Annotated in this window: 28 protein-coding genes; 16 read left to right on the top strand and 12 right to left on the bottom strand. The window is 69.5% G+C overall.

Going from position 1 to position 25,513, the window contains the following annotated elements; translation table 11 throughout:
- Positions 1-7: 7 nt before the first annotated feature.
- The gene (locus tag AVS7_RS01325) at positions 8-1,162 is read right to left on the bottom strand and encodes an acyl-CoA dehydrogenase family protein (RefSeq protein WP_020226705.1); all 1,155 of its coding nucleotides are present in this window, start codon (positions 1,160-1,162) and stop codon (positions 8-10) included.
- Between the two features lie 152 nt (positions 1,163-1,314).
- On the opposite strand from AVS7_RS01325, the gene AVS7_RS01330 reads away from it, so the two are divergent.
- On the top strand, positions 1,315-2,661 hold the full coding sequence (locus AVS7_RS01330; RefSeq protein ID WP_020226706.1) for an MmgE/PrpD family protein: 1,347 nt from the start codon (positions 1,315-1,317) through the stop codon (positions 2,659-2,661).
- Here AVS7_RS01330 and AVS7_RS01335 read toward each other — a convergent pair.
- Positions 2,648-3,250, bottom strand: coding sequence for a DUF6036 family nucleotidyltransferase (locus AVS7_RS01335; RefSeq protein ID WP_020226707.1), 603 nt, complete (start codon positions 3,248-3,250; stop codon positions 2,648-2,650). The genes AVS7_RS01330 and AVS7_RS01335 overlap by 14 nt on opposite strands.
- Before the next feature lie 4 nt (positions 3,251-3,254).
- Positions 3,255-3,545, bottom strand: a complete 291-nt coding sequence (locus AVS7_RS01340; RefSeq protein ID WP_034689699.1) for a hypothetical protein — start codon at positions 3,543-3,545, stop codon at positions 3,255-3,257.
- A 271-nt stretch (positions 3,546-3,816) separates the two neighbouring features.
- Here AVS7_RS01340 and AVS7_RS01345 point away from each other — a divergent pair, with 271 nt between their 5' ends.
- The 9 genes from AVS7_RS01345 (at position 3,817) to AVS7_RS01385 (ending at position 11,602) form a co-directional block, all read left to right on the top strand.
- Complete coding sequence (locus tag AVS7_RS01345; protein WP_020226709.1) at positions 3,817-4,167, top strand: hypothetical protein; 351 nt, start codon at positions 3,817-3,819, stop codon at positions 4,165-4,167.
- Positions 4,157-5,011: an alpha/beta fold hydrolase gene (locus AVS7_RS01350; protein WP_020226710.1), complete on the top strand. Its 855-nt coding sequence runs from the start codon at positions 4,157-4,159 to the stop codon at positions 5,009-5,011. The genes AVS7_RS01345 and AVS7_RS01350 overlap by 11 nt, the downstream gene beginning before the upstream one ends.
- Entirely contained in the window at positions 5,008-5,898 is an 891-nt protein-coding gene (locus AVS7_RS01355; RefSeq protein WP_020226711.1) for an NAD(P)-dependent oxidoreductase, read from the top strand. The genes AVS7_RS01350 and AVS7_RS01355 overlap by 4 nt, the downstream gene beginning before the upstream one ends.
- A gap of 24 nt (positions 5,899-5,922) precedes the next feature.
- Positions 5,923-7,149: an ABC transporter substrate-binding protein gene (locus AVS7_RS01360; protein WP_020226712.1), complete on the top strand. Its 1,227-nt coding sequence runs from the start codon at positions 5,923-5,925 to the stop codon at positions 7,147-7,149.
- On the top strand, positions 7,146-7,925 hold the full coding sequence (locus AVS7_RS01365; protein ID WP_020226713.1) for an N-acyl homoserine lactonase family protein: 780 nt from the start codon (positions 7,146-7,148) through the stop codon (positions 7,923-7,925). The genes AVS7_RS01360 and AVS7_RS01365 overlap by 4 nt, the downstream gene beginning before the upstream one ends.
- A gap of 18 nt (positions 7,926-7,943) precedes the next feature.
- Positions 7,944-8,921 (top strand): tripartite tricarboxylate transporter substrate binding protein, encoded by a 978-nt coding sequence (locus AVS7_RS01370; RefSeq protein WP_020226714.1) that lies wholly within the window; start codon positions 7,944-7,946, stop codon positions 8,919-8,921.
- On the top strand, positions 8,921-10,351 hold the full coding sequence (locus AVS7_RS01375) for an NAD-dependent succinate-semialdehyde dehydrogenase (protein ID WP_020226715.1): 1,431 nt from the start codon (positions 8,921-8,923) through the stop codon (positions 10,349-10,351). The genes AVS7_RS01370 and AVS7_RS01375 overlap by 1 nt, the downstream gene beginning before the upstream one ends.
- Entirely contained in the window at positions 10,348-11,220 is an 873-nt protein-coding gene (locus AVS7_RS01380) for an NAD(P)-dependent oxidoreductase (protein ID WP_020226716.1), read from the top strand. Before AVS7_RS01375 ends, AVS7_RS01380 begins: the two co-directional genes overlap by 4 nt.
- A gap of 88 nt (positions 11,221-11,308) precedes the next feature.
- A complete protein-coding gene (locus AVS7_RS01385; RefSeq protein WP_020226717.1) occupies positions 11,309-11,602 on the top strand; it encodes a HigA family addiction module antitoxin in 294 nt (97 codons plus the stop codon).
- Between the two features lie 72 nt (positions 11,603-11,674).
- On the opposite strand, the gene AVS7_RS01390 is transcribed toward AVS7_RS01385, so the two are convergent.
- The 5 genes from AVS7_RS01390 to AVS7_RS01410 all read right to left on the bottom strand — a co-directional run bounded on the left by AVS7_RS01390 (position 11,675) and on the right by AVS7_RS01410 (position 16,059).
- Positions 11,675-12,556: a LysR substrate-binding domain-containing protein gene (locus AVS7_RS01390; RefSeq protein WP_020226718.1), complete on the bottom strand. Its 882-nt coding sequence runs from the start codon at positions 12,554-12,556 to the stop codon at positions 11,675-11,677.
- Positions 12,553-13,440 carry an SMP-30/gluconolactonase/LRE family protein gene (locus AVS7_RS01395; protein ID WP_020226719.1) on the bottom strand — a complete coding sequence of 296 codons (888 nt, stop codon included), beginning with the start codon at positions 13,438-13,440 and terminating at the stop codon, positions 12,553-12,555. The genes AVS7_RS01390 and AVS7_RS01395 overlap by 4 nt, the downstream gene beginning before the upstream one ends.
- A gap of 86 nt (positions 13,441-13,526) precedes the next feature.
- Complete coding sequence (amt, locus tag AVS7_RS01400; protein WP_020226720.1) at positions 13,527-14,945, bottom strand: ammonium transporter; 1,419 nt, start codon at positions 14,943-14,945, stop codon at positions 13,527-13,529.
- A gap of 22 nt (positions 14,946-14,967) precedes the next feature.
- Positions 14,968-15,306 carry a P-II family nitrogen regulator gene (gene glnK / locus AVS7_RS01405; protein WP_020226721.1) on the bottom strand — a complete coding sequence of 113 codons (339 nt, stop codon included), beginning with the start codon at positions 15,304-15,306 and terminating at the stop codon, positions 14,968-14,970.
- 21 nt (positions 15,307-15,327) lie between these two features.
- A complete protein-coding gene (locus AVS7_RS01410) occupies positions 15,328-16,059 on the bottom strand; it encodes a TorF family putative porin (RefSeq protein ID WP_020226722.1) in 732 nt (243 codons plus the stop codon).
- A 137-nt stretch (positions 16,060-16,196) separates the two neighbouring features.
- Here AVS7_RS01410 and AVS7_RS01415 point away from each other — a divergent pair, with 137 nt between their 5' ends.
- On the top strand, positions 16,197-17,732 hold the full coding sequence (locus AVS7_RS01415; RefSeq protein ID WP_034689682.1) for a YifB family Mg chelatase-like AAA ATPase: 1,536 nt from the start codon (positions 16,197-16,199) through the stop codon (positions 17,730-17,732).
- 14 nt (positions 17,733-17,746) lie between these two features.
- Here AVS7_RS01415 and AVS7_RS01420 read toward each other — a convergent pair whose 3' ends face one another.
- The gene (locus AVS7_RS01420; RefSeq protein WP_020226724.1) at positions 17,747-18,547 is read right to left on the bottom strand and encodes an IclR family transcriptional regulator C-terminal domain-containing protein; all 801 of its coding nucleotides are present in this window, start codon (positions 18,545-18,547) and stop codon (positions 17,747-17,749) included.
- Positions 18,548-18,665: 118 nt separating this feature from the next.
- On the opposite strand from AVS7_RS01420, the gene AVS7_RS01425 reads away from it, so the two are divergent.
- The 4 genes from AVS7_RS01425 to AVS7_RS01440 all read left to right on the top strand — a co-directional run bounded on the left by AVS7_RS01425 (position 18,666) and on the right by AVS7_RS01440 (position 22,591).
- On the top strand, positions 18,666-19,511 hold the full coding sequence (locus tag AVS7_RS01425) for a TauD/TfdA family dioxygenase (protein WP_020226725.1): 846 nt from the start codon (positions 18,666-18,668) through the stop codon (positions 19,509-19,511).
- A gap of 11 nt (positions 19,512-19,522) precedes the next feature.
- Positions 19,523-20,404, top strand: coding sequence for an alpha/beta fold hydrolase (locus tag AVS7_RS01430; protein WP_020226726.1), 882 nt, complete (start codon positions 19,523-19,525; stop codon positions 20,402-20,404).
- Between the two features lie 50 nt (positions 20,405-20,454).
- Positions 20,455-21,429 (top strand): tripartite tricarboxylate transporter substrate binding protein, encoded by a 975-nt coding sequence (locus AVS7_RS01435; RefSeq protein ID WP_020226727.1) that lies wholly within the window; start codon positions 20,455-20,457, stop codon positions 21,427-21,429.
- 61 nt (positions 21,430-21,490) lie between these two features.
- Positions 21,491-22,591, top strand: a complete 1,101-nt coding sequence (locus AVS7_RS01440) for a glycerophosphodiester phosphodiesterase family protein (RefSeq protein WP_020226728.1) — start codon at positions 21,491-21,493, stop codon at positions 22,589-22,591.
- Between the two features lie 6 nt (positions 22,592-22,597).
- Here AVS7_RS01440 and AVS7_RS01445 read toward each other — a convergent pair whose 3' ends face one another.
- Complete coding sequence (locus tag AVS7_RS01445; RefSeq protein WP_020226729.1) at positions 22,598-23,107, bottom strand: helix-turn-helix transcriptional regulator; 510 nt, start codon at positions 23,105-23,107, stop codon at positions 22,598-22,600.
- A 47-nt stretch (positions 23,108-23,154) separates the two neighbouring features.
- Here AVS7_RS01445 and AVS7_RS24985 point away from each other — a divergent pair, with 47 nt between their 5' ends.
- A complete protein-coding gene (locus AVS7_RS24985; RefSeq protein WP_234449954.1) occupies positions 23,155-23,421 on the top strand; it encodes a hypothetical protein in 267 nt (88 codons plus the stop codon).
- Positions 23,422-23,430: 9 nt separating this feature from the next.
- On the opposite strand, the gene AVS7_RS01450 is transcribed toward AVS7_RS24985, so the two are convergent.
- Both AVS7_RS01450 and AVS7_RS01455 read right to left on the bottom strand, forming a co-directional pair.
- Positions 23,431-24,177 carry a helix-turn-helix transcriptional regulator gene (locus AVS7_RS01450; protein WP_020226730.1) on the bottom strand — a complete coding sequence of 249 codons (747 nt, stop codon included), beginning with the start codon at positions 24,175-24,177 and terminating at the stop codon, positions 23,431-23,433.
- A 216-nt stretch (positions 24,178-24,393) separates the two neighbouring features.
- The gene (locus AVS7_RS01455) at positions 24,394-25,404 is read right to left on the bottom strand and encodes an AraC family transcriptional regulator (protein ID WP_082176303.1); all 1,011 of its coding nucleotides are present in this window, start codon (positions 25,402-25,404) and stop codon (positions 24,394-24,396) included.
- Positions 25,405-25,513: the final 109 nt, after the last annotated feature.

Here is a 25,513-nt window from a genome sequence, read left to right on the forward strand (position 1 = left end):
GTTGTTGTCAGTTCTTGGGCGGGCGCTGGGGGAAGGTCTTGCCGAACACGCCTTCGGCAATGCGGTTCTTCAATATCTCGATCGAGCCGCCGGCGATCATCCAGCCGCGCGTGCGGCGCACGCAGTACTCCACCAGCGATTCCTGGCTGAAGCCCATGCCGCCCATGACCTGCAGCGCGTCGTTGGAAACCTCCCAGCCCGCGAGGTTGCAGGCCAGCTTGGCCATGGCCGTGCTCTGCGCGCTGGGCAGGCCGTGCTCGCCCTCCATCGCGGCGCGGTAGAGCATGAGCTGGGCCTGTTCCAGCTTCATCGCCATCTCGGCGAACCTCCACTGGATGCCCTGGAACTCGCACAGCTCGCGGCCGAACTGCCGGCGCGTCAGCGCATGCTCGCGCGCCGTGTTGAACGCATGGCGCCCCACGGCCAGCGCGCGCGCGGAGTTGCCCAGGCGCTCCACGTTGAAGCCCGAGATCTGCTTCTTGAACCCGCCCGCGCCCAGCAGCACGTTTTCCTTCGGGATGCGGCAGTTCTCGAAATACAGCTGCGACCACTGCTCGCCGTTCATGAACGACGAGGGCTGGCCCACCTCGAAGCCCGGCGTGCCCTTTTCGATCAGCACCGAGCCGATGCCGCCCACGCCGGGGCCGAAGCGCACGTAGACCAGGAACAGCTCCGCCTCCGGGCTGTGCGTGGAAAACACCTTGCTGCCGTTGATGAGGAAGTCGTCGCCATCGGGCGTGGCCGAGGTCTTGAGCTCGGTCACGGCCGAGCCCGCATCGGGCTCGGTCATGCCCAGCGAGACGAGCTTGCGGCCCGCCAGCAGGTCGGGCAGGAAGCGGCGCTTCTGCTCGGGCGTGGCGTATTCGACGAAGGTGCGGATGGGGCCGAAGTTGCCCGCCTGCACGATGTCGGCGCTCTTGGGGCAGACCAGCGCCACCTGCTCGATGGCCAGCACCGCGTGCATCAGCGTGCCGCCCTGGCCGCCATCCTCCTCGGGGAAGGCGATGCCTAGCAGGCCCTGCTGGGCCAGCAGCGCGGCCGTCTCCCAGGGGTAGTGGGGCGAATGGGCGCGCGCCAGCGCGCCGTCCTTGAGCTTGTCCTGGGCAAAGCGCGCCACCGAATCGGCGAATGCCTGGTGTTCTTCGCTGAGTGTGAAATCCATGCGTGTTCCTGGTGGGTGAGGTCAGCGTGCATCGTGCCCAGCACCCCGCCGCTTGAGAACTTCACGTTGCGTCGCCTGCCCTGACAAATACTCATGCCAGCACCACTTCTGCGAAGTTCACAGCGGCGCGCGGCGGCGCGACCATCGGTGCCATGCCTACACACGACACCACCGCCGTCCAGCGCTTCGCCGCGTTCGCCGCTTCGCTGAACGGCGCGCCGCTCGCCCCCGAAGTCATCCACCACGCCAAGCGCGCCATCGTCGACTGGTACGCCGCCCTGCTGCCCGGCGCGGTGGAGCCGCCGCCCACGCTGCTGGAGCAGGCCCTGGCCGAAGACCTGGATCGCGGCGGCGCGCGCCTGGCCCTGGGCCGCGCCGCCACGGTGCGCACCGCCGCGCTCATCAACGGCACGGCCGCGCACACGGTGGAAGTGGACGACATCTACCGCGAGGCCATCTACCACCCCGGCGCGCCCACCATCGCCGCCGCGCTAGCCTTGGCGCAGGCGCGCCAGGCCACGGGCATGGACATGATCCGCGCCGTGGTGGCGGGCTACGAAGTCTCCACGCGCATCGGCGCGGCGCTGGGGCGCGCGCACTACCGCCACTGGCACAACACGGGCACCGTGGGCACCTTCGGCGCCGTATCGGCCGCGGCCGCGCTGCTGGGGCTGGACGCCGATCGCCACGCGCACGCGCTTGCCACCGGCGCCACCTTCGCAGCGGGGCTGCAGCAGGCGTTCCGCATGGATTCCATGTCCAAGCCGCTGCACGCGGGCCACGCGGCCGAGGCCGGCGTGCTGGCCGCGCTGGCGGCCGAGCGCGGCGTGACCGGCTCGCTCGACGTGCTGGACGGCGACGCGGGCCTGGGCCGTGCGATGAGCGACGGGCCCGATTGGGACAGGGCCACGGCCACGCTGGGCCAGGACTTCCACATCACGCGCATGACGTTCAAGAACCACGCCTGCTGCGGCCACACCTTCGCGCCCATCGACGGCGCGCTGGTGCTGCAGCAGCGCATGGGCCTGCGCTGGCAGGACGTGGACACGGTGGAGATCGCCACCTACGCCCCCGCGCTCGCCGTGGCGGGCAACGCCGACCCGCGCACCGCCGCCGAGGCGCGCTTTTCCATCCCCTTCGTGGTGGCCACGGCGCTGATCCACGGCAGCGTGCGCCTGTCGGCCTTCACGCCCGGGCGGCTCGCGGATGCGGACATCCGCGCGCTCATGGCGCGCATCCGCCTTGCCGTCGATCCCGAACTGGACGCGCGCTTTCCCGGCCAGCGCGCCGCGCGCGTGCGTTTCACCGCCACGGACGGCCGCCAGGGCGAATTCCTGCAGCCCACGCGCAAGGGCGACCCGGAGCAGCCGCTCACCGATGCCGAGCTGTCGGACAAGTTCATGGAACTGGCCGCGCCCGTGCTGGGCGAGGCGCGGGCGGGTGCGATGCTGGCGCGCCTGTGGACGCTGGACGGGCGCGCGCAGGTCAGCGATCTTTGAGGATCGCCTGAACGCCTCGCTCACCTTCCACCGCACGTGCCAGCGCGACCGCATCCCGCAGGTTCAGCTTCAGCATGGCCTGACCGCCGATGTAGCCCGCCAAGGCGCTCGTCGCGCGTTGTTCGATCTCGTCGGCGCTCGTCAGGCCGAGCCGGACCAGGGCGGCAATGTCCTCCTTGTCGTTGTCGGCGAACCGGGCGATCTTGCTCACGGCAAGATCCACGGGCGAAAGAACGCGAACCCGGATCTGGTCCACGCCAAGGTCCACCGGGATGGAGTCGGCCAGATAGTCCTCGTGCATCAGCGCAAAGGTCGAGTTGTAGTTGGTGTCCAGATAGACGACTTGCTGCGTGCCATCCTCCAGCGTCACCTCAACCATCAGATCGTTCGGGAGATGCACGCGTCCGCCGAATTCCGCGTCCACATCGGTCGTGACGCGGCTGGCGGTGTAGAGATGGACGGCCATCCCGCCGGCCAGATAGACATTCACCGGGCTGCGCAGCGAAAGCCGTTCCTCAAGCTGCCTGAACAATTCCCGCAGTCCACCCGCCAGCGCGGTGCGCGTATGGAATACCGGGTTCGTCGCCATGGGTTCAATGCCCGCCGAGCCGGCGGCTCAGCATGTCCCGCAGGCGAGGCAGGCTCGGCACCCACCCCTTCCTGACCACATCCGCCGGCGCCAGCCTTTCGTCCGGGTGCGCGGCGAAGTACCGCTCGCTGGCTTGCATCAAGCACCTCGACTCACCGGGGAAGCGTGACCGCACGACCATCGCAGCCAGGCGGAACACGTTGGCTTCGCATGGGTCTTGCGCCGACTGCGCCGCCTCCCGGGCGACGGCGGAGCACCGGGCAAGCAGCGCTGATTCGGCATCTCTGGCGGTCATTGCGTCAACCTTCATCATGACAAGAAGCTGCGATTCTGGCACCCATGCGCTTTTGCGAATACTCCCAAAAACGTAGCTTCCTGCGCTTTCCCCCATTGATTTTCATAATGGAAAGTACTTGAAAAGCTCTCACACCAAGCGCAAGCAGCTCATTTTTTAGTAGCTACTCCAACCCCGCGGTAGCCATGACCAAAGCTCATTCCTGCGCAACAAATTGTCGGTTGTCCCCGCAAGGATGCTATGGGAAATTGCGCTCAGGAGACACGCATCCATGCACACCATCGACAACGACTGGCTGGCCCGCCGGGGCCGCTGGGTCAACGTGACCTTCCTGCTACGGAAGGGCGCCGACGACTACCTCATCACCCTGCGCGAGGGCCGCGTGGAGCGCATCGCGCCCGGCCCGCACGTAATGCCGTGCTGGAGCTTCGCGCTCGTGGCCGAGGGCGATGCATGGGAGCGCTTCTGGGCGGACGAGCCGCAGCCGCGCTTCCACGACCTGATGGCCATGGTGCGTTTCAAGACGCTGCGCATGAAGGGCGACATGACCGTCTTCATGCGCAACCTGCTGTATTTCAAGGCGCTCGTGAAGCAGCTCGGAGGGCACATCCATGCGCGTTGAAGAAGAAGCCATCACCGGCGGCTACGTGAACTTCGAGATCGCGGGCCGCATGTGCCGCGTGTACTACGAGACGGCCGGCAGCGGCCAGCCCCTGCTGTGCCTGCACACGGCGGGCAGCGACACGCGCCAGTACCGGGGCCTGCTCAACGCGCCCGAGCTCACCGCGAACCATCAGGTGATCTGCTTCGACATGCCCTGGCACGGCAAGTCGTCCCCGCCCGAGGGCTGGCACACCGAGGAATACCGCCTGACCAGCACGCTCTACGTGCAGACCATCCTGGCCTTCATGGACGCGATGCAAATCGAGCGCCCCATCGCCATGGGCTGCTCCATCGGCGGGCGCGTGGTGCTGCACCTGGCGCTGCAACAACCTGAGCGCTTCAAGGCGCTGATCGGCCTGCAGTCCGGCGCGCACGTCAACCCCTACTACGACCTGGACTGGCTGCACCGCCCCGACGTGCACGGCGGCGAGGTCTGCGCGGGCATCGTCTCCGGCCTCGTCGGCCCAGGCAGCCCCGAGCGCGACCGCTGGGAAACGCTGTGGCACTACATGCAAGGGGGGCCCGGCGTGTTCAAGGGCGACCTGCACTTCTACACGGGCGAGGGCGATTTGCGCGGGCGCGTGCAGCGCATCGACACCGCGCGCTGCCCGCTCTATCTGCTCACGGGCGAATACGACTATTCGTGCACGCCCGAGGACAGCGAAGACCTCGCGCGCCTGATCCCCGGCGCACAACTGCAAATCATGCCGGGCCTGGGCCACTTCCCGATGAGCGAGGCGCCCCAAACCTTCCTGCAACACCTGCTGCCCGTGCTGCAGCGCATTCGACAAGGACACACATGAAAGCCGGATTCATCGGCCTGGGCCGCATGGGCCTGGCCCTGGCCTCGCACCTGCTGCGCAACGGCGTGGATTTGACGGTGCACGACATCCAGAGCGCGCCCGTGGACAAGCTCGCGGCCCAGGGCGCGAAGCGCGCCGCCAGCGTGCAGGCGCTGGCGGCCGGCGTGGACGTGGTGTTCACCATGCTGCCCGGCCCGAAGCAGGCACGCGAGGTGATCCTGGGCGAAGGCGGTGTGCTCGCGGGGCTGCGCGAGGGCGCCTTCCTCGTGGAGCTGAGCACCATCGACACCGACACCGTGGACGCGCTCGCCGCCGCCGCTGCAAAGCAGGGCGTGCGCTTCGCCGACGCGCCCGTGGGGCGCCTGGCCGCGCACGCCGACCGGGGTGAGTCGCTGTTCATGCTCGGTGCATCCGAGCAAGACCGCGCCGCGCTGGAACCCCTGCTGCTGAAGATGGGCACCACCGTGCTGCACTGCGGCGCGCCGGGCAGCGGCACGCGCATGAAGCTCATCAACAACCTCATGGTGCTGTGCTACTGCCAGCTCAACTCCGAGGCGCTGGTGCTCGCCGGCGCGCTGGGGCTGGATGCGCGCAAGACCTTCGACGTGCTCACGGGCACCACGGCATCGAACGGGCAGCTCAAGGACAAGTGGCCCGTGAAGGTGCTCGCGGGCGACCTCGCGCCGGGCTTCGACATCGCGCTGGGCTTCAAGGATCTGACGCTGGCCTGCCAGGCCGCGCAGTCCGCGGGCATCTCGCTGCCCATGGGCAATCTGGCCCGCAGCCTGTTCCAGCTCGCGCGCCATGCCGGCAAGGACGGGCAGGACACCTCGTGCATGACCGACTTCTGGGCCGAGTCCAACGGCCAGCCCCCCATTCGCCTCTAGACATTCCACACAAGGAGACAAGCCATGAAACTCACCTTCACCCAGGCGGCGCTCGGCGCAGCGCTGCTCGCCGCATCCATGCTCGCGCCCGCGCAGGACAAGAGCGCGCGCATCTCGGACGGCATCGTCAAGATCGGCGTGCTGACCGACATCAACGGCCCATTCATGGACAACGTGGGCAAGGGCTCCATCGTGGCGACCGAGATCGCCATCGAGGAATTCAAGGGCAAGGTGCTGGGCTACCCCATCCAGATGGTCACGGCCGACCACCAGAACAAGGCCGACGTGGGCGCCACCCGCACGCGCGAATGGTTCGACCGCGACCAGGTAGATGCGGTGACGGAGCTGGGCAACAGCGCCGTGGCCCTGGCCGCGATGAAACTCGCACAGGACAAGGGGCGCATATCCATCGTGACCGGCGCGGGCGCAGTGCGCATCTCCAGCGAGGACTGCACGCCCAACAACCTGCACTGGGTCTACGACACCTATTCGCTCGCCAAGGTGGGCACGCAGTCGGTGGTGAAGAACGGCGCCAAGACCTGGTACTACCTCACGGCCGACTACGCCTTCGGCCACTCGCTGGAGAACGACGGCAAGCGCTTCATCGAGGCCGCGGGCGGCCAGGTGCTGGGCTCCTCGCGCTACCCGTTCCCGGGCAACGACTTCGCGTCCTACATCATCAAGGCCCAGGGCAGCAAGGCCAACGCGGTGGCCATCGCCACGGCGGGGCTGGACCTGCAGAACGCCATCAAGCAGGGCAAGGAGTTCGGCCTGGCCAGCGGCGGGCAAAAGACCGTGGCCATGCTCATGAGCATCATGGACGTGCACGGCGTGGGCCTGAAGGATGCCGGTGGCATGCTGTTCGCTGAGTCGTTCTACTGGGATCTGGACGATGCCTCGCGCACCTTCTCGCGCAAGTTCTTCGAGCGCACCAAGCGCATGCCCACCGCGCTGCAGGCGGGCCAGTATTCGGCCACGCTGAACTACCTCAAGGCCATCGAGAAAGCCAAGTCCGACGACGTGGCCGACGTGATGAAGGCCATCAAGAGCATGCCCATCCAGGACGCCTTCGCCAAGAACGGCAAGGTGCGCGCCGACGGCAAGATGATCCACGACATGTACCTGGTGCGCGTGAAGACGCCCAAGGAATCGCAGGCCGCGTGGGACTACTACACGGTGCTGGAGACGGTGCCGGGCGAGCAGGCGTTCCATTCCCCCGCTGAGAGCAAGTGCCCATTGCTCAAGCCGTGAACACCTACCGCATCCTCGCCGTGAAGTACGCCACGGTGGAGCGCGCGCGGGGCAGCAACTTCCTGCACCCCGCGCCGGGCGACCCCGAGGCGCCGATGGCGCTGGACTTCTTCGTCTGGCTGATCGACGGCCCCGGCGGCGCGGTGCTGGTGGACACGGGCTTCAGCCCCGCATCGGCCACCGCGCGGCAGCGGCGCTACCTGGTCTCGCCGCTCGAATCGCTGCACCGTCTGGGCCATGCGCCCGAGGGCATCCGCGACGTGGTGGTCACGCACCTGCACTACGACCACGCGGGCAACGTGGGCGAGTTCCCCGCCGCCACCGTCTGGGTGCAGGAGCGCGAGGTGCGCTACGCCACGGGCGACTGCATGTGCGACCCGAAGCAGAACCATTTCTTCTCGACCGACGACGTGGCCGTGCTCATCAAGCGCCTGTACCGGGGCGACGTGCGGCTCATCGACGGCTTCCACACGCTGCGCGACGGCATCGAGCTGCACCGCGTGGGCGGCCACACCGACGGCCTGCAGGTGGTGCGCGTGCGCACCGCGCGCGGCTGGGTGGTGCTGGCTTCCGACGCGGCGCACTACTACGAGAACCTCGCGCTGCAGAACCCCTTTCCCGCCATCTACAGCCTGCCCGACATGCTGGCCGGCTACGCGCGCATCCGCGCGCTGGCCGATGGCGAAGACCGCATCGTGCCGGGCCACGACCCTGCCGTCTGCACGCGCTTCGAGAGCGCGGGCGTTGACGGCGTGCATGCCTACTGCATTGCCTGATTTTTGGAGACACCTCTGATGACCGCATTCAACAAACGCGCCTTCCTGTTGGGCAGCATCGCCCTCGCCGCCGGCACCGCTTTCGCACAGCCCGCAAGCGACTGGCCCGCAGCCAAGCCCGTGACCATCGTGGTGGGCTTTTCCGCGGGCGGGCCGACCGACGTGGTGGCGCGCATCGTGGCCGAGCAGCTTTCCACGAAGTTCAAGCAGAGCTTCGTGGTGGACAACAAGGCGGGCGCATCGGGTGGTGTGGCGGCCAACCTCGTCAAGCAGGCCGCGCCCGACGGCTACACGCTGATGTTCGGCAGCAGCAGCACGCTGTCCATCATCCCCACGCTGCAAAAGACCGCCTACGACCCGCTGCGCGACTTCACGGCCATCGCGCTCGTGGCCAGCTACCCGTACTTCCTCGTCGCGCCCGCGTCGTCCAGCATCACCTCGCTCGACGAACTGCTCAAGCAGGGCCGCGCCAGCGGCTCGCAATTGAGCTACGGCTCGGCCGGCAACGGCGCGGTGAACCACCTCGCGGGCGAATGGTTCAAGCACGAGGCCAAGATCAACGCGGTGCACGTGCCCTACAAGGGCGACTCGGCAGCGGTGACCGACCTCGTCGCCGGACGGCTGGACTTCGCCTTCCTCGCGGGCTCGGTGGCGCTGCCGCAGGTCAAGGCGGGCAAGATGCGCGTGCTGGCCTCGGCCAGCGCCGTGGCGGGGCGCGGCGGCGAGGGCGTGCCCACGCTGGGCGACCGCTACCCCGGCTTCGCGGCCGAGCCGTGGAACGGCCTGATGGGCCCCAAGGGCGTGCCCGAGCCCATCGTCGCCAAGCTCAACGCCGCCGTGAACGAGATCATGGCCCGCCCGGACGTGTTGGCACGCCTCGGGCCCATGGAGCAGTACGCCTTCACCGGCACGCCGCAGCAGTTCACCGACCACATCAAGACGCAGACCGAGCGCTGGGCCTCGGTCATCAAGACCTCGAACATCAAGGCCGACTGATGCAGTACTCCCAATTCATCGCGGGCGAATTCCGCCAGGGCACGTCCGCCGAACGCTTCACCGTCATCGACCCGAGCACGGGCCAGCCGCTGGGCGACTACGCCCATGCCGCCCCGGCCGACGTGCAGGCCGCCATCGACGCGGCCGAGGGCGCCCTGCGCGCGTGGCGCAGCACCTCGGCGCTGGAGCGCTCGGTGCTGCTGCGCCGCGTGGCCGCGCTGATGCGCGAACGCGGCGACGCCATCGCCACGCAGATCGCGCGCGAGCTGGGCAAGCCCTTCGGCGAGGCGCAGAAGGAAGTGGTGACCGCCGCCGAGATGTTCGAGTGGGCGGCCGAGGAGGCGCGCCGCATCTACGGCCGCACGATTCCCGCGCGCGCTGGCGGCATCACGCAGACCGTGGCGCTGGAGCCCATCGGCGTGGTGGCCGCGTTCGCGGGCTGGAACGCGCCGGCCATCACGCCCTCGCGCAAGATCAGCGGCGCGCTGGCCGCCGGCTGCACCATCGTCATCAAGCCCTCGGAAGAAACGGCCGGCGTGGCGCTGCACATCGCAAAAGCCGTGCAGGACGCGGGCGTGCCCGACGGCGTGGTCAACCTGGTGTTCGGCGAGCCCGGCGCCATCGCCGACCAGCTCTGCGCATCGCCGCAGGTGCACATGGTCACCTTCACCGGCGCCACCGCGGTCGGCAAGCAGATAGGGGCCAAGGCCGCGCTGACCATGAAGCGCGCCACGCTGGAGCTGGGCGGGCATGCGCCGGTGGTCGTTTGCGACGACGTGGACGTGGAGCGCGTGGCGCGCGCCGCCGTGGCCACCAAGTACCGCAACGCGGGGCAGGTCTGCACCTCGCCCACGCGCTTCCTGGTGCAGGCGGGCGTGTTCGATGCGTTCCGCGAACGCTTCGTGCAGGCCGCGCAGACGCTGAAGGTGGGCGACCCGTTCGACGCGGCCACGCAGATGGGGCCGCTGAAGAATCCGCGCCGCCTGCAATCCATCGACCGCCTGGTGCAGGACGCGCGCGACCGCGGCCTGACCGTCGCCACGGGCGGCGAGCGCATCGGCACCGAGGGCTTTTTCTACCGGCCCACGGTGCTCGTGCGGCCCACGCGCGATTGCGACGCGGCGAACATCGAGCCCTTCGGCCCCGTGGCGCTCATCAGCCCGTTCGGCGAGCTGGATGAGGCCATCGCCGAAGCCAACCGCCTGCCCTTCGGCCTGGCGGCCTATGCGTTCACCAACAACCTGCAGCGCGCCCACCGCCTCGCGGGCGAGATCGACAGCGGCGTGGTCTGCATCAACGAGTGGCAGGCATCGCTGCCCGAAACGCCCTTCGGCGGCCACAAGGACAGCGGCCTGGGCTCGGAAGGCGGCATCGAGGGCCTGATGGAATTCCTGCGCGTCAAATGCGTGCGCCAGGGAGCGTCGGCATGAGCACGGTGCTGGGCTTCGTCGGCGTGGGCGTGATGGGCGAAGGCATGTGCCGCAACCTGCTCGCCAAGAGCGGCCTGCCGGTGCACGTGGCCGACGTGCAGGCCGACAACGTGGCGCGCCTCGCGGCGCTGGGCGCCGTGGCCTCCAGCGTGCGCGCGCTGCGCGAGACGGTGCACACGGTGTTCCTCTCGCTGCCTTCCATCGACCAGGTGGAAGAAGTCTGCCTGGGCACCAACCCGCTCGTCGCCCCCGGCGGCAGCGTGAAGACCGTGGTGGACATGAGCACCAGCGACGTGCCGCGCACCCGCGCGCTGGCCGAGCGGCTGGCCGCGCTGGGCGTGCGCTTCCTCGACGCGCCGGTGGCCCGCAGCCGCGAGGCCGCGAACAACGGCACGCTGCTCATCACCGTGGGCGGCCCGGCCGACCTGTTCGAGTCCGTGGCGCCGTGGCTGCGCTGCATGGGCTCCGACGTGGTGCACTGCGGCGCCGTGGGCGCGGGGCAGGTGGTCAAGATCATGAACAACATGGTGCTGCTCTCCACCGTCAACGCGCTGGCCGAGGCCATGGCCATCGCCGAGGCAGCGGGCGTGGACAAGGGCCTGCTCGCGAGCGTGCTGCGGCTGGGATCGGCCGACTCGTTCGCGCTCAAGCTCACGGGCGAGCGGCTGGCGACGGACGTGTTCCCCGAGAAGCTGTTCCCCACCGCCTACGCGCTCAAGGATCTGAAGCTGGCGCTGGGCCTCGCGCAGGCTTCGGGCATCCAGCCCGCCGTGGCGCAGGCCACGGCCGCGCTGCTGGAGGCGGCCTGCGCGCGCGGGTATGCGATGAACTACTACCCGGTGATCTACCGGCTGGTACGGAAAACATAGTGCTTCCGGGTATGGCCGCTTTAATCCGCTTTCTTGACGAAGACATCTCGTTGGTGTTTCCATTGACGCATAGCAAAGGAGCGCGAACATGACCCGGCCCCTCCCCACCCCCGGCGAAATCCTTGCCACCGAATTTCTGGAACCCATGGGCCTGACCCAATACCGGCTGGCCCAAGCCATTCACGTGCCTCAAACCCGCATCGCGGCCATCGTCAAGCATGGCCGCTCGATCACGGCCGACACGGCGCTCAGGCTTGCCCGGTTCTTCGGAACGTCCGTGGAGTTCTGGATGAACCTCCAGGGGCAGTACGACGCGGATACTGCGAGGATGGAACTCGCGGAAGAACTGGAGTCCATCGAGCCCTTCGCAGCGGCCGCGTAGCCCCGGCATCAGATGCCGGGCGGGTTATGAACCCAATCGAGCTCTAGCGCTTATGCAGCAAGCGCGAGCAGCTCACTTTTCCATAGCTTCTGCCAGCAGCCAGTCCTTGAACGCAGCGATCTTGCCCGAGTAGCGCTGCAGCGCGGGCGTGACGAGGTAGTGGCCCTTGCCCGTGCGCAGCGGGCTGCCGAACGGGCGCACGAGGCGGCGGGCCTGGAAGTCCGCCTCCAGCATGTACGGCTGGCCGATGGCGATGCCCAGCCCGTCCACCGCCGCCTGCCAGGTGAGGATGGAGCTGCTGAAGATCATCTTCTCGGCCGTGTCGAACAGCTCCGGCAGGCCCGCGTGCGCGAGCCAGCGCGGCCAGTCGTCCTTGCGGTACTTGGAGACCAGCAGGCGCTTGCCGCGCAGCGCCTCGGCGGGCGCGGCGCCGGCCGCCATGAAGCCGGGCGCGCAGACCGGCTCCACGATGTCTTCGAGCAGCAGCACCGCCTCGGCGCCGGGCCAGTGGCCGTCGCCCAGCACGATGGCCAGGTCGCACTGCTCGGCGCCGAAGTCCAGCGGCGCGCTGCTGTTGGTGATGGCCACCTCCACCTCGGGGTGCAGCGCCTTGAAGCGCGGCAGGCGCGGGATGAGCCAGCGCGCGGTGAGCGTGGTGTAGGTGCGCAGGCGGATCACGTTGTTCGAATACTTGCGCGTGATGGCCTCGGTGGCGGCGGCGATCTCCTCGAACGCCGGGCCGATGCGGCGCGCGTAGCCCTCGCCCACCTCGGTCAGGCGCACGCCCACGCGCTCGCGCGTGAAGAGCTGCACGCCCAGGTATTCCTCCAGCACGGCGATCTGGCGGCTCACGGCCGACTGGCTCACGTTCAGCTCGCTGGCCGCCAGCGTGAGGTTGCTGGTGCGCGCGACGACCTCGAAGACCTTCAGGGGGTTGAGCGGCGGGACTTTCATCGCGCGCCTCCGATCTCGCACCACGCGACGGGCAGGCCGGGCACGTCGACACGCGTGCGCAACACCGGCCCTTTTGCGCAGGTGACGAACAGCGTGCGCCCGTCGGCCCCGCCCAGGCAGGGCATGGTGGGGCGCTCCACCGGCACGGGCAGCTCGGCCAGCACCTCGCCGCGCGGCGACAGGCGCAGCACGCGCGCGCCTTCGTAGAGCGCGCACCAGTAGGCGCCCTCGGCATCCACGCAAGCGCCATCGGGGCGGCCGCCGTAGGGCGCGCCGTCCTGCCGGGGTGCGAAAGCGCGCAGCACGCGCGGCGCACCCACCGGCTCGCCGTGCCCGTCGCAGTCCCACGCGCGGATCTCGTGCGCAGGGGTGTCGGTCCAGTACATCGTACGGCCGTCGGGCGACCACGCGAGGCCGTTGGCCGTGCGCGCGCCGTCCAGCATGCGGCGCACAGAGCCCTTGCGCGCGTCGATGCAGTACAGCGCGGCAACAGGCTGGCGCGGCCCGCTCGCGGGCTCGTGCACGGTGCCCACCCAGAAGCGCCCGTGCGCATCACACTTGCCGTCGTTCGCGCGCTCGGTGGCCGGGTCGATCGGCAGGCGGGCGATCTCGGCCAGCGGCCCGCCCCACGCGGGCGCGTGGCAGATGCGGTCGCGCAGCGCGACCACGAGGCCCGCATCGGCACCGCTCTGGCGCGCGGGCGCGATGCAGCCGGGCTCGGCCGGCATGGGCCAGCACTGCGCGCCGCCGCCTCCGGCATCGCTGCGCCAGAGAGCACGGCCCGCGATGTCCACCCAGTACAGGCGCTCCTCGGCGGGGTGCCAGAACGGCGATTCGCCCAGCTGCGCGGGCCCTGCGGCAAGCGACTTCCAAGGTGTGTGCATGCGCGTGATTGTCCCGCACGGCCCGCCCCATAAAAAAGGCCCGCGCGAGGCGGGCCGAAGTTCCTTGGAAGTAACAGGTTGCCGGTTCAGCGATGGTAGGCCGTTTCGCCGTGGGAGCTGATGTCCAGGCCCTCGCGCTCGGCGTCTTCGGAGACGCGCAGACCCACGAGCAGGTCGGCGATCTTGTAGGCGATGAAGGACACGACGCCCGACCACACGATGGTGAACAGCACGCTCTTGACCTGGATCCACACCTGGTGGCCCATGGCGAAGTCCGCGCCCTGCACGCCGCCCAGGCTGGGCGCAGCGAACACGCCGGTCAGGATGGCGCCCACGATGCCGCCCACGCCGTGCACGCCGAACACGTCGAACGCGTCGTCGGCGCCCAGCATGCGCTTGAGGCCGCCCACACCCCACAGGCACACCAGGCCGGCGATGAGGCCGATCACGATGGAGCCCATGGGGCCGACGAAGCCCGCGGCGGGCGTGACGGCCACCAGGCCCGCCACGGCGCCGGAGGCAGCGCCCAGCATCGAGGCCTTGCCCTTGTGCAGCGCCTCGCCGGCGATCCACGACAGCGTGGCGGCTGCGGTGGCGAGCACCGTGTTCACGAAGGCCAGGCCGGCAGCAGCGTTGGCGGCACCGGCGGAGCCGGCGTTGAAGCCGAACCAGCCCACCCACAGCAGCGATGCGCCCACCATGGTCAGCGTCAGCGAGTGGGGTGTGAACGCCTCGCGGCCGAAGCCGATGCGCTTGCCCACCAGGTACGCACCCACCAGGCCCGCGATACCGGCGTTGATGTGCACCACGGTGCCGCCCGCGAAGTCCAGCGCGCCGTCGGCGCCCAGCAGGCCGCCGCCCCAGACGATGTGGGCCATGGGCACGTAGCTGAAGGTGAACCACAGCAGCGCGAAGATCAGCACGGCGGAGAACTTGATGCGCTCGGCGAACGAGCCCACGATCAGCGCCACGGTGATGGCCGCGAAGGTGCCCTGGAACGAGACGAACACGTACTCGGGAATGGTCGCCAGCGCGCCGAAGGTCTCCATGTTCACGCCCTTGAGGAAGACCTTGGCGAAGTCGCCGTAGAACTTGCCTTCGCCCGAGAACGCCAGGCTGTAGCCGTAGAGCGACCACAGGACGGAGATCAGCGAGAAGATCACGAACACCTGCATGAGCACCGACAGCATGTTCTTGCTGCGGCCCAGGCCGCCGTAGAACAGTGCCAGGCCCGGGATGGTCATGAGGATCACGAGCAGTGTGGAGGTGAGCATCCAGGCGGTGTCGCCCGAGTCGATCTTGGGCGGAGGCGCCTCAGCCGGGGGCGCCTCAGCCGCGGGCGCTTCGGCGGCGGGTGCCGCAGCCGGTGCGGCCGTTTCGGCGGCGGGCGCGGCAGCGGGTGCAGCGGCGGCGGCTTCGGGCGCCGCGGGCGCCTGCGCCAGCGCGGCGGTGCCGCCGGCCAGCAGGCTCATGCCGAGCAACAGGGAAGCAAGCAGTTTTTTCATGGCATTTCTCCGTTGCGGTAGGTCAGAGGGCTTCCTTGCCCGTTTCGCCGGTGCGGATGCGCACGACCTGTTCGAGGTCGGCCACGAAGATCTTCCCGTCGCCGATCTTGCCGGTGCGGGCCGAGCCCTCGATGGCTTCGATGGCACGCTCGACGAGGTCATCGGACACAGCGGCCTCGATCTTCACCTTGGGCAAGAAGTCCACGACGTATTCGGCGCCGCGGTACAGCTCGGTGTGGCCCTTCTGGCGCCCGAAGCCCTTCACCTCGGTCACGGTGATGCCCTGCACGCCGATGTCGGAGAGCGCCTCGCGCACCTCGTCTAGCTTGAAGGGTTTGATGATGGCGGTGACCATTTTCATGATCGGCTCCTTGGAAATCGGTTAGAGGGTCTTGGTGAGCGTGAGGATCAGGCGCGCCTTGTTCGCGTCGCCGAAGAAGCCCTTCTTGTTGGCGCCCGCCACCATGGCCGACAGCGACAGGCCGTCGCCGAAGTCGTAGGCGCCGCCCACGCTGTAGTCGACGTAGTTGGGCACGCCGAGGTCCTTGATGTCGCTGGCGAAGCGCGTGAAGCCCACGGCTGCCTTGAGCGTGACCGAGGGCGCCACCTCCTGCGCGAAGGCCAGGTTCAGGTAGCCCGTATTGCGCCCCTTCAGGCTGGAGGTCTTGGCGCCGGCCCAGCCGAAGTAGTCCTTGGAGACGGTGTGCGAATACTTGGCCGTGAGCGGCCCGAAGGTGGCCGCGCCATACAGCTCGGTGGTGTTGCCGTTGGTGTTGCCGGGGTAGACGTAGGTGAGCGCGCCCACGTCCAGGTCCACGTCGCCGGCCTTGAACTTGTAGCCGCCGTAGAAATCGACCTCGACCGAGTTGCCGTCCAGCCAGTCGACGCTGGAGTTCCAGTTGCCCACGTAGAAGCCGCTCTCGCCGAAGGTGTAGTCGAAGCCGCCCTGGATGGCCGGGTTCACGCCCTTGATGCGGTTCACGTCCTGGTCCTGACCGCGGAACTTGTAGTTGCTGGTCAGCGACACGTTGGCCGTCAGTTCGGCGCTCGCCAGGGTGGGCACGACCGCAGCGGCCAGCGCCAGGCTCAGGGACTTCAGGGATGCAGGGGACATGGTTCCTCCGGGATGTGTTGAAAGCGGATGCATCCCTGCAATGCATGGAGCGTGCCAGGCGCCGTTGCCGCTACATTTGGCGACATGCGTGCACGGGAGCAGGTCCATCGCGCACCAGATTGGGGAGAGTCCGCGCAATGAGTCTTGCTTTGGTGCAAAGCCGCGCCCTGATGGGCCTACAGGCGCCCGCCGTCACCGTCGAGGTGCATCTGGCCAATGGCCTGCCCAGCTTCACGCTGGTGGGCCTGGCCGAGGTCGAGGTGAAGGAGGCGCGCGAGCGCGTGCGCTCCGCGCTGCAGAACGCGGGGCTGGAGTTCCCCTCGAACAAGAAGATCACCGTCAACCTCGCCCCCGCCGACCTGCCCAAGGACTCGGGCCGGTTCGACCTGCCCATCGCCCTGGGGCTGCTCGCGGCCAGCGGCCAGATCAATGCCGCGCGGCTGGCGGGCTGGGAGTTCTCGGGCGAGCTGTCGCTGTCCGGCCAGCTGCGGCCGGTGCGCGGCGCGCTGGCCACGGCGCTGGCGCTGCGCACCCAGGAGCAGCCTGCGCGCATGGTGCTGCCGCTCGGCAGCGCCGAGGAGGCCGCGCTGGTGCCCGGCACGGAGATCTACGGCGCGCGCCACCTGCTGGACGTGGTGCGCCAGTTCCTGCCCGTGGACCCCGGCCCCGATACCCAAGCCGATGGCTGGCAGCGCCTGCAGTCCACGCCGCCGCCCATGCCCGCCAGCGGCCCCGACCTCGCCGACGTGAAAGGGCAGGCCGCTCCCAAGCGCGCGCTGGAGATCGCCGCCGCCGGCGGCCACGGCCTGCTGCTGGTGGGCCCGCCGGGCTCGGGCAAGTCCATGCTGGCCCAGCGCTTCGCCGGCCTGCTGCCGCCCATGGACGTGGAGCAGGCGCTGGAAAGCGCAGCCATCGCCAGCCTGGCCGGGCGCTTCACGCCCGCGCAATGGATGCAGCGCGCCACCGCCAGCCCGCACCACACGAGCAGCGCCGTGGCCCTGGTGGGCGGCGGCTCACCGCCGAGGCCCGGCGAGATCTCCCTGGCCCACGAAGGCGTTCTGTATCTGGACGAATTCCCCGAGTTCGCCCGCAGCGCGCTGGAGGCGCTGCGCGAGCCGCTGGAGACCGGCCGCATCACCATCGCCCGCGCGGCGCAGCGCGCCGAGTTCCCCGCGCGCTTCCAACTCATCGCCGCCATGAACCCCTGCCCATGCGGCTTCGCGGGCTCCACCCAGCGCGCCTGCCGCTGCACGCCCGACCAGGTCGCGCGCTACCAGGGCAAGCTGAGCGGCCCGCTGCTCGACCGCATCGACCTGCACGTGGAAGTGCCCGCCCTGCCCCCGCAGGAACTGCTGCACGCCCCGCCGGGCGAGGCCAGCCACGCCGTGCGCGCACGCGTGGCCGCCGCGCGCGAACGGGCCCTGGCGCGCCAGGGCAAGCCCAACCACGCGCTGCAGGGGCAGGAGATCGACACGCACCTGGCACTGCAGGACGCCGCCGCGCAGTTCCTGCAGACCGCTGCCACGCGCCTGGGCTGGTCGGCACGCAGCACGCACCGGGCGCTGAAAGTGGCCCGCACCATCGCCGATCTGGCGGGCAGCGACATGGTGGGCACGGCCCACGTGGCCGAGGCCGTGCAGTACCGGCGCGTGCTGCGGGGCACGTCGCTATAGAGGCAGCCTTGCGGCTACGCCAATGCGTCGGTGATCGGCTTCATGTTCTCCGCGCAGGCGTGCAGGGCGGGCACGATGCGCCGCTCCACTTCTTCCGTCGTCCAGGGCTCGCCGATGGAGGTCACGTTGAGCCCGACCGTGCTCCACCCCGTGGCACTGGGCAAGGCGATGGCAGCACCGAACAATCCGTGCACCAGTTCGGAATTGACGAAGCTCCACCCGCGTTCGCGGATACGCGACAGCTCCTGATGGAGGCTCGCGCGCGTCGTGACGGTATGCGGCGCGAGCCGGTTGAGCGCGCCCGCAGGCAGGTGGTCCGCGAGCTGCGCGGGTGGCAATTGCGCCAGCAGCACCCTGCCCAATGAATGCGCGAAAGCGGGCAGCCGGTCGCCGGCACGCAGATCCAGCTTGATGGGCCGGTCCGCCTCGATCCGCTCGATGAACAGCACATCCGGGCCAGACAGCACGCCCAGCGCCACGCCCACACCCATCTCGCGGGACAGCGCGAACAGGTGGGGCCGCGCCGAGGCCGCCAGGCCCAGGGAGCGGAAATAGCGGTAGCCCAGCTCGATCGACTTGGGCGCAAGCGAGAAGAAGCGGTCGCGCACCTGCAGGTAGCCCAATTCGGCCAACGTCAGCAGGATGCGCCGCGAGGCCGGCCGCGTGATGCCCAGCAGCTCCGCGGCGGACTGGATGGTGACGCTGTGCGTCTGCTCATCGAACATTTCCAGCAACTGCAGGCCGTTGGCCAGAGCATCGAGAAATTCGCGTTTCCCTTCGTTCCCGGCAGCCGCGGCCACCCCCTTGCGTTCCATACGTTCTCCATGTTCACCGCCGCGCGCACGGCGCGCAGCGCGTTTAACAGCCTAACCCAATGCCGATAGAGTTATTAGCGAACATTTGTTCGCCATTCATTGATCGGAAACAAACCCCATGCAGATTTCCCCGCTTTCCGAGCGATTCGGCGTTGCCATCGACGGCATCGACCTGGGCAGCGCGCTGGACCCAGAGGCGTTCGACCGCCTGCACCGGCTGTTCGTGGACCACAAGCTGGTGTGCTTCAAGAACCAGTCGCTGTCGGCCGAGGCGCAGATCGCTTTCAGCCGCCGCTTCGGCCCCCTGGAAGTCCACATCCTGTCGCAGTACAACCACCCGGAGCATCCCGAAATCTTCCGCCTGTCCAACCGCGTCGTGGATGGCAAGCCCATGGGCATCTCCGATGGCGGCTCCTACTGGCACTCCGACCTGGCGTTCCAGGAACAGCCGGCCAAGGCCACCATCCTGAACGCGCTGGAAATCCCGCCCGAGGGAGGCGACACGCTGTTCGTGAACATGGAGGCTGCCTATGAAGCCCTCTCCGACGAATGGAAGCAACGGCTGCAGGGGCTGCAAGCCGTCCACCGCTACCGCCGCAAGCAAACCACCGACGGGCAAAGCACCCAGGTCGAACTGAACGACGCGCAGAAGAACCAGACCCCCGACGTGGTGCACCCGCTGATTCGCACCAACCCCGACACGGGCCGCCAATCCATCTTCGCGCACAAGGGCATGACGGCCGAGATCGTGGGCCTGCCCCGTGAGGAAAGCGACCGCATCCTGGACTTCCTGTTCGAGCATACGGTCCAGCCGCAGTTTCGCTACGACTTCCGCTGGAGCCCCGGCGACGTGGTGATGTGGGACAACCGCTCCACCATGCACAGCGCCACCACGCGCGACCTGCCGCCCGGCCAGTACCGCAGCCTGTACCGCACCACAGTGCGCGGCGAGCGCCCCATCTGAGCGCCAGCCGCATGCACTCCGTGGCAACGCAGCACCTGCACATCGGCGGCTTCCGCCTTGCCGATGGCACGCCTGTGAACTTGCGGCTGGCCTACACGCGCTGCGGCCCCGAGGATGCTCCCGCCTACCTGATCCTGCACGGCTATGCGGGCAGCCACCATGCCCTGGCCCCGCATCCTGACGCGATTGATGGCGGCTGGGCCGCGGCCTGGGCCGGTCCGGGCCGGGCCCTGGACACGGACAGCGTGCAGGTGCTGACCGTGAACCTGCCAGGCTCCGCCTACGGCTCCTGCTGGGAGGGCGCACCGCACACCCATGCGAGCGTGGAGGGCATGGCGCAGGCCATCGCCCGGCTGCTCGACCACCTGGGCATAGCGCAATTGGCGGGCGCCATCGGCTACTCCTTCGGCGGCTACGTCGCGCAACAGCTCAAAGCCAGCCACCCCGGGCGGGTGCGCCGGGTGCTGGGGCTGTGCACCGCGCCCCGCGGGCGCGGCAACCCGGACGAGCTCGCGTTCCTGCGCGGGCTCACCGATGCCGCCGCACGCGCGGACTTCCGCCGGTCCGTCCTGCTGCACGCCGGCGTGCGCGAATGGGCACAAGACCATGGAGACGCCGCGCTCGCGCGGGAATGGCAAGCCGTCGACCGATGGGCACTGCAATTCAATGCGGCCGCGCTGTGGCGCCTGCGCGCAGCGGCGCTCGGCTTCGCGCTAGAGCGCAGCCCGGACGGCACCACCCTGCTCTACGCCTCTTCCGATGCCCTGTTCCCGCCACCCTTTCCTCTGGCTACCCATGAGGCCGTGGTGAGCACCCGCTACGGCCACCAGGCGCTGTTGCTCGACCCCGGCCCGTGGGTGGAGCCGATACGCGCCTGGATCCAGCAAAGCTGACCCACCCCTTTTTCCCGCAAGCCCCACTTCACAAAAAGACGAGACAAACCATGAAGCTCCTCCGCAGAACCCTGCTCGCCCTCCTGCCCCTGTCCACGCTGCTGGCGCCCTCGGGTGCTGGCGCCCAGGCCCCGGCCTGGCCCACCAAGCCGGTGCGCATCATCGTGGCCTATCCACCGGGCGGCGCCACCGACATGCAGGCCCGTCTGGTCGGCCAGCGCCTGTCCGAGAAATGGAAGCAGCCCGTCATCGTGGAAAACAAGCCCGGCGGCAATACCGTGATCGCCACCGACGCGGTGGCCAAGGCCGCCCCCGACGGGCACACGCTGCTGCTCACCGCCATGCCGTTCGCGCTCAACCCCATCCTGATGGACAAGCTGCCCTACGACTCGGCCCGCGACCTGGCGCCCGTCACCGTGCTCACCACCATTTCCAACGTGCTGGTGACCGCTCCCGAAACGGGTATCCGCAGCGTGCAGGACCTGATCGCGCGCGGCAAGGCGGAGCCGGGCTCCATCTCGTTCGCCTCGACCGGGCTGGCCACGTCCACCCATCTGTCGGGCGAGCTGTTCTCCAGCATGGCAGGCGTCCAGCTCACGCACGTGCCCTACAAAGGCAGCGCGCCGGCGCACCAGGATCTGCTGAGCGGCCGCGTGAAGGTCATGTTCGACAACGGCGTGCTGCAGCACATCAAGTCGGGCCGGGTGATTCCTCTGGGCGTGACCTCGGCCAAGCGCCTGCCCTGGCTGCCCAACGTGCCCACCATCGCGGAGCAGGGTCTGCCGGGCTATGAGGCGTCGGCCTGGTACGGCATCTTCGCCACCGGCGGCACGCCGGCCGACGTGGTGCAGCAGCTGGCGGCCGACATCACCGCCGCGATCCGGGCTCCCGACATGGAGCCCAAGCTGGAGGGCATCGGCGCCACCGCCGGCGGCGGCACCCCCGAGGAATTCCGCCGCTTCCTGGCACAGGAAACCACCCGCTGGGGCCAGCTGGTACGCGAGCGCAACATCCGCGTGGAGTAGCCGCGCCTGCCGCGCAGGGACAGGCGGTACAGTGGCGGCCGTGCTTCCCAAGGAGCCTTCCATGTCCTTCCTGCTGCGCCATGCCCTGGCCTGTGCCGTCGCTGCCTTCGCCCTGCCCAACGCCCAGGCGCAAGCGCCCTGGCCGCCAGTGCCCGCGCTCAGCGCCCACCGGGGCGCCTCGGCGCTCTACCCGGAGATGACCCAGCCCGCGTTCGTGCAGGCCCTGCAGGACGGCGCCGACCTGCTGGAGCTGGACGTGGTCCTGAGCAGGGACGGCGTGCCCGTGGTGCGGCACGATGCCGCCCTGGCGGCGCCCGAAGTGGGCGAAGGCACGCCGTTCGCGACGACCGACGTCGCCACGCGGCCCGAATTCGCGCAGCGCAAGACCACCAAGACGGTGGACGGCGTCCGCCAGACCGGCTGGTTCGCGGAAGACTTCACGCTGCAGGAGCTCAAGACCCTGCGCACCGTGGAGCGCTTCGCCCAGCTGCGCCCCGGCAGCGCGGCGCACGACGGCCAGCACCCGCTGCTGACGCTGCAGGAGGTGGCCGACCTGGCCAAGGCGCACACCGCCCGGACGGGCCGCACGGCGGGCCTGCTGATCGAGCTCAAGCACGCGGCCTACCTGCAGGCCCAAGGGCTCGACCTGGGCCGTGCGCTGCTGGAGTTCCTGGAGCGCAACCAATGGAGCAGCGCCCAGGCGCCCGTGATCGTGCAGTCGTTCGAGGTGCAGGTGCTCAAGGAGCTGCGCGCGCGCAGCCCCGTGCGCATCCTGCAGCTGCTGGGCGGCAAGGGCGGCCCGCCGGACCGCGCCACGCAGGGCGCGACCTATGCGCAGATGGCCTCCGCGCAAGGCATGGCTGCCATCGCCGCCTATGCCCAGGGCGTGGCCCTGCCGCGCCAGCTGGCGATGGCGATGGACAAGGGCCGCTGGATCGCCCCCTCGGCCGCCACGCGCGAGGCCAAGGCGGCCGGCCTGGTCGTGCACGTCTGGACGCTGCGGCCGGAAAACCAGTTCCTGCCCCCCGCCTACCGCAAGGGCACGAACCCTGCGGACCGGGGCGACGCGCTGGCCGAGGCGCGGGCCATCCTGGGCAGCGGCGGCGTGGACGGGCTCATCGCGGACGACCCCGCCGCCATCCGCGACGCGTTCCGGCGCTGAGCGCGCTCACGCGCCTGCGGGCCGTGCGCGCTGGTGCCACTCGGTGGGCGACAGTCCGAAGCGCGTCCGGAACAGCTTGGCGAAGTCCGACGGGCTGGCGAAGCCGCAGCGCCACGACAGCGCGCCCACGTGCAGCCGCGGGCTTCGCACGATGAGCGCCTGGGCGCGCTGCAGGCGCAACTCGCGCAGCGCGCCCATCACCGTCTGGCCTTCGGCCGCGAAGGCTTCGTAGAGTCGGGTGCGTGAGCAGCCCACGCCGCGCGCGATGGCCGCGGCATCCAGGTCGGCACGATGGGCATGCAGCTGCATGAAGCGCAGCGCCGCCGCACGGCGGCCGGCGTGCAGGCTCTCGTGGGTATCGGCCAGGTCGGTGCTGTTGCCCTGGCGGCCCAGGTTGCGCAGCGTGAGCAGCGCCAGCGCGCGGGTGGCGTCCAGCAGGCCCGCGTACTCGGCCGCATCGACGTGCCGGGGTTGCCGCGCCAGCAGCGCCAAATGGCCCAGTTGCGCCGCGAGCAACGGCGCCAGGGCGCGCCGCCGCGCGCATGTCGTAGGCCGTCGACGCCATGGTGCCGAACACGCTGCCGCCGCCGCGCAGCATCAGCAGCTCGACCTCCAGTGCGGCGCCCGGCGGCGGAGGCAGCATCTCCACCCACTGGTGCGCACGCTCGCGCCAGGCATCGAAGCGCAGTGCCGGCTCCACGTCGTGGGTGTGCAGGCGCTCCAGCACGCAGGGCGGCGGCAAGGAGGGTGGCATGGGGCGGGATTGCATTTTTAGTCTTTTGGGCCTGCAGCGCTTGTCCATCCAGCGCAAGCAGCTATCAAAACCATAGGAACCGGTGTCAGCACGGCCCGCTCAGCCACAGGCTCATCAATTCGGCACGGCTGCGCACGCCGAACTTGCGGAACAGCGCCACGACGTGCTGGTGGGTGGTGGAAACAGCCAGGCCCAGCTGCTCGGCGATGCGCTTTTCCGGCGCCTTGGTCAGCAGCAGCCCGAGCACCTTGCGCTCGGTGGGCGTCAAGGGTGCCCTGGCCACCAGCGGGCCGCTGGTGAGCATCACCTGCCGGTGGAACCACTTGATACCGCGCAGCGCATAGGCCAGCAGCGCGATCTCGCGTTCGGTGAAGACATGCCGCGCGTAGAACCCGAAGTGCGATTCGGCGTCGCCGTTGATCGGGAAGCCCACCCAGACCGAATCGACGGTGCCGTAGCGGCCGCAGAAGGCCTGGTAGACCGGGCCGTCGAACCAGTCCGCGGGCATGTCGCGCCGGTGCCCGTAGGTCCTGAACGTGCCCACGCCGCGCATGGGCAGCAGGAAGGACGGGTCCATGTCGCGGCGGTTCCAGCGCTCCTGCAGCTCCTTGAACGGTCCGTCCTCCACAGGCGCCTCGAAGGGGTGAAGCAGCCGCGTGACGGCCACACGCCAGCCCTGCAGCGGGTCCCCGACCGCACTGCCCGGATCGAAGCGGATCGCCCCGCCCCAGGTCGAGTTCCAGGCACCGACCATGCGGCACAGCCGCTCCTGCAGGTGCCGGGCAGCCGCGTCGGTCTGGCCCGCATCGAAGTCGGTGATCTCGTCCCACAACCGGTGGATGTCCTCCAGTTCGCCTTACTCCAGCACGCCCGCACCCCTACTGATTAGTGGATAGGAGCGGCGCGGCTTCGCCACTACGCTCCCGATAGCCATTGCCCGGCGCAGGCCCGGCGTCATTTGCTTTATTCAATCACAGCATTCACCCGTCCGGCCGGCACCGGACCGGGTGGCACGGAGGGACGGCACATGGGCCGTGGGGATCGACGATCAGGCACCGCGGCGCAGCGCCGGCTCCATCCACACCCGCCGGTGCCATTCGGTGGGCGACAGCCCGAAGCGCGCGCGGAACAGCTTGCTGAAGTCCGACGGATCGGCGAAGCCGCAGCGCCACGACAGCGCGCCCACGTGCAGGCGCGGGCTGTGCTCGACGAACGCGCGGGCGCGCTGCAGGCGCAGCTCGCGCAGGGCGCCCATCACCGTCTGGCCCTGCGCCGCGAACGCCTCGTAGAGCCGGGTGCGCGAACAGCCCGCGCCGCGCGCGATGACTGCAGCGTCCAGCCCCTGGCGGTGCGCATGCTGCTCCATGAAGCGCAGTGCCGCCGCGTGCCGGCCGGCGTGCAGGTTTTCTTCGAGGTCGGGCAGATCGGCCGCCTCGCCCTGGCGGCCCAGGTTGCGCAGCGTGAGCAGGGCCAGCGCGCGCGTGGCATCCAGCAGCCCCGCGTATTCCACCGCACTGACCCGGCCGGGCTGGCGCGCCAGCAGCCCCAGGTGGGCGAGCTGCGCGGCCAGCGCCGGGGCCAGGGCGCAGCGCTGCGGCGTCAGCAGCAGGTTGCCCGGCTCGCGCCCCAGCGCGGCCAGCACCACGCTGCGCGGCAGCGCCACGTAGGTCTGGCGCGCGCCCTCGCCCCAGTGGTAGCAGGCCTCCTGCCGGGGAGCGTACAGGCCCAGCATGCCCGCCGTGGCGTGCTGGTGCTCGCCGGGCGCGGCGTTCAGCCGCATCTCCCCGGCTTCCAGCAGCGAGATCACCACCATGTCCTCGCCCGGCGGCACGTGCCTGGGGCTGGTGCGCATCTCGTAGGCGGTGGAGCGCTTGGTGCCGAAGAAGCAGTTCTCGCCGCGCAGCAGCGACCACGACGCCTCCAGCGCGTCGCCCGGCGAGAGGGGCTGCACGTCCACCCAGTTGTGCGCCACGTCGCGCCAGTAGTCGAGCCGGATCGAAGGATCGACCTCGCTGGAAGACCAGTGCTCCAGCACGCAGGGCGGTGGTGTGGACGTCATGCGCGGGATTGTAGTTACGACTGGATACGCGGGATACATGCCGCACCGCTGCGATCAGCGGCCGTGAGGCTCAACACAGTTTTGGCCTCCAGCGCTTATCCAGTAAGCG

It is taken from the genome of Acidovorax sp. MR-S7 (genome assembly GCF_000400995.2).
In the GTDB taxonomy this organism is placed as follows: domain Bacteria; phylum Pseudomonadota; class Gammaproteobacteria; order Burkholderiales; family Burkholderiaceae_C; genus MR-S7.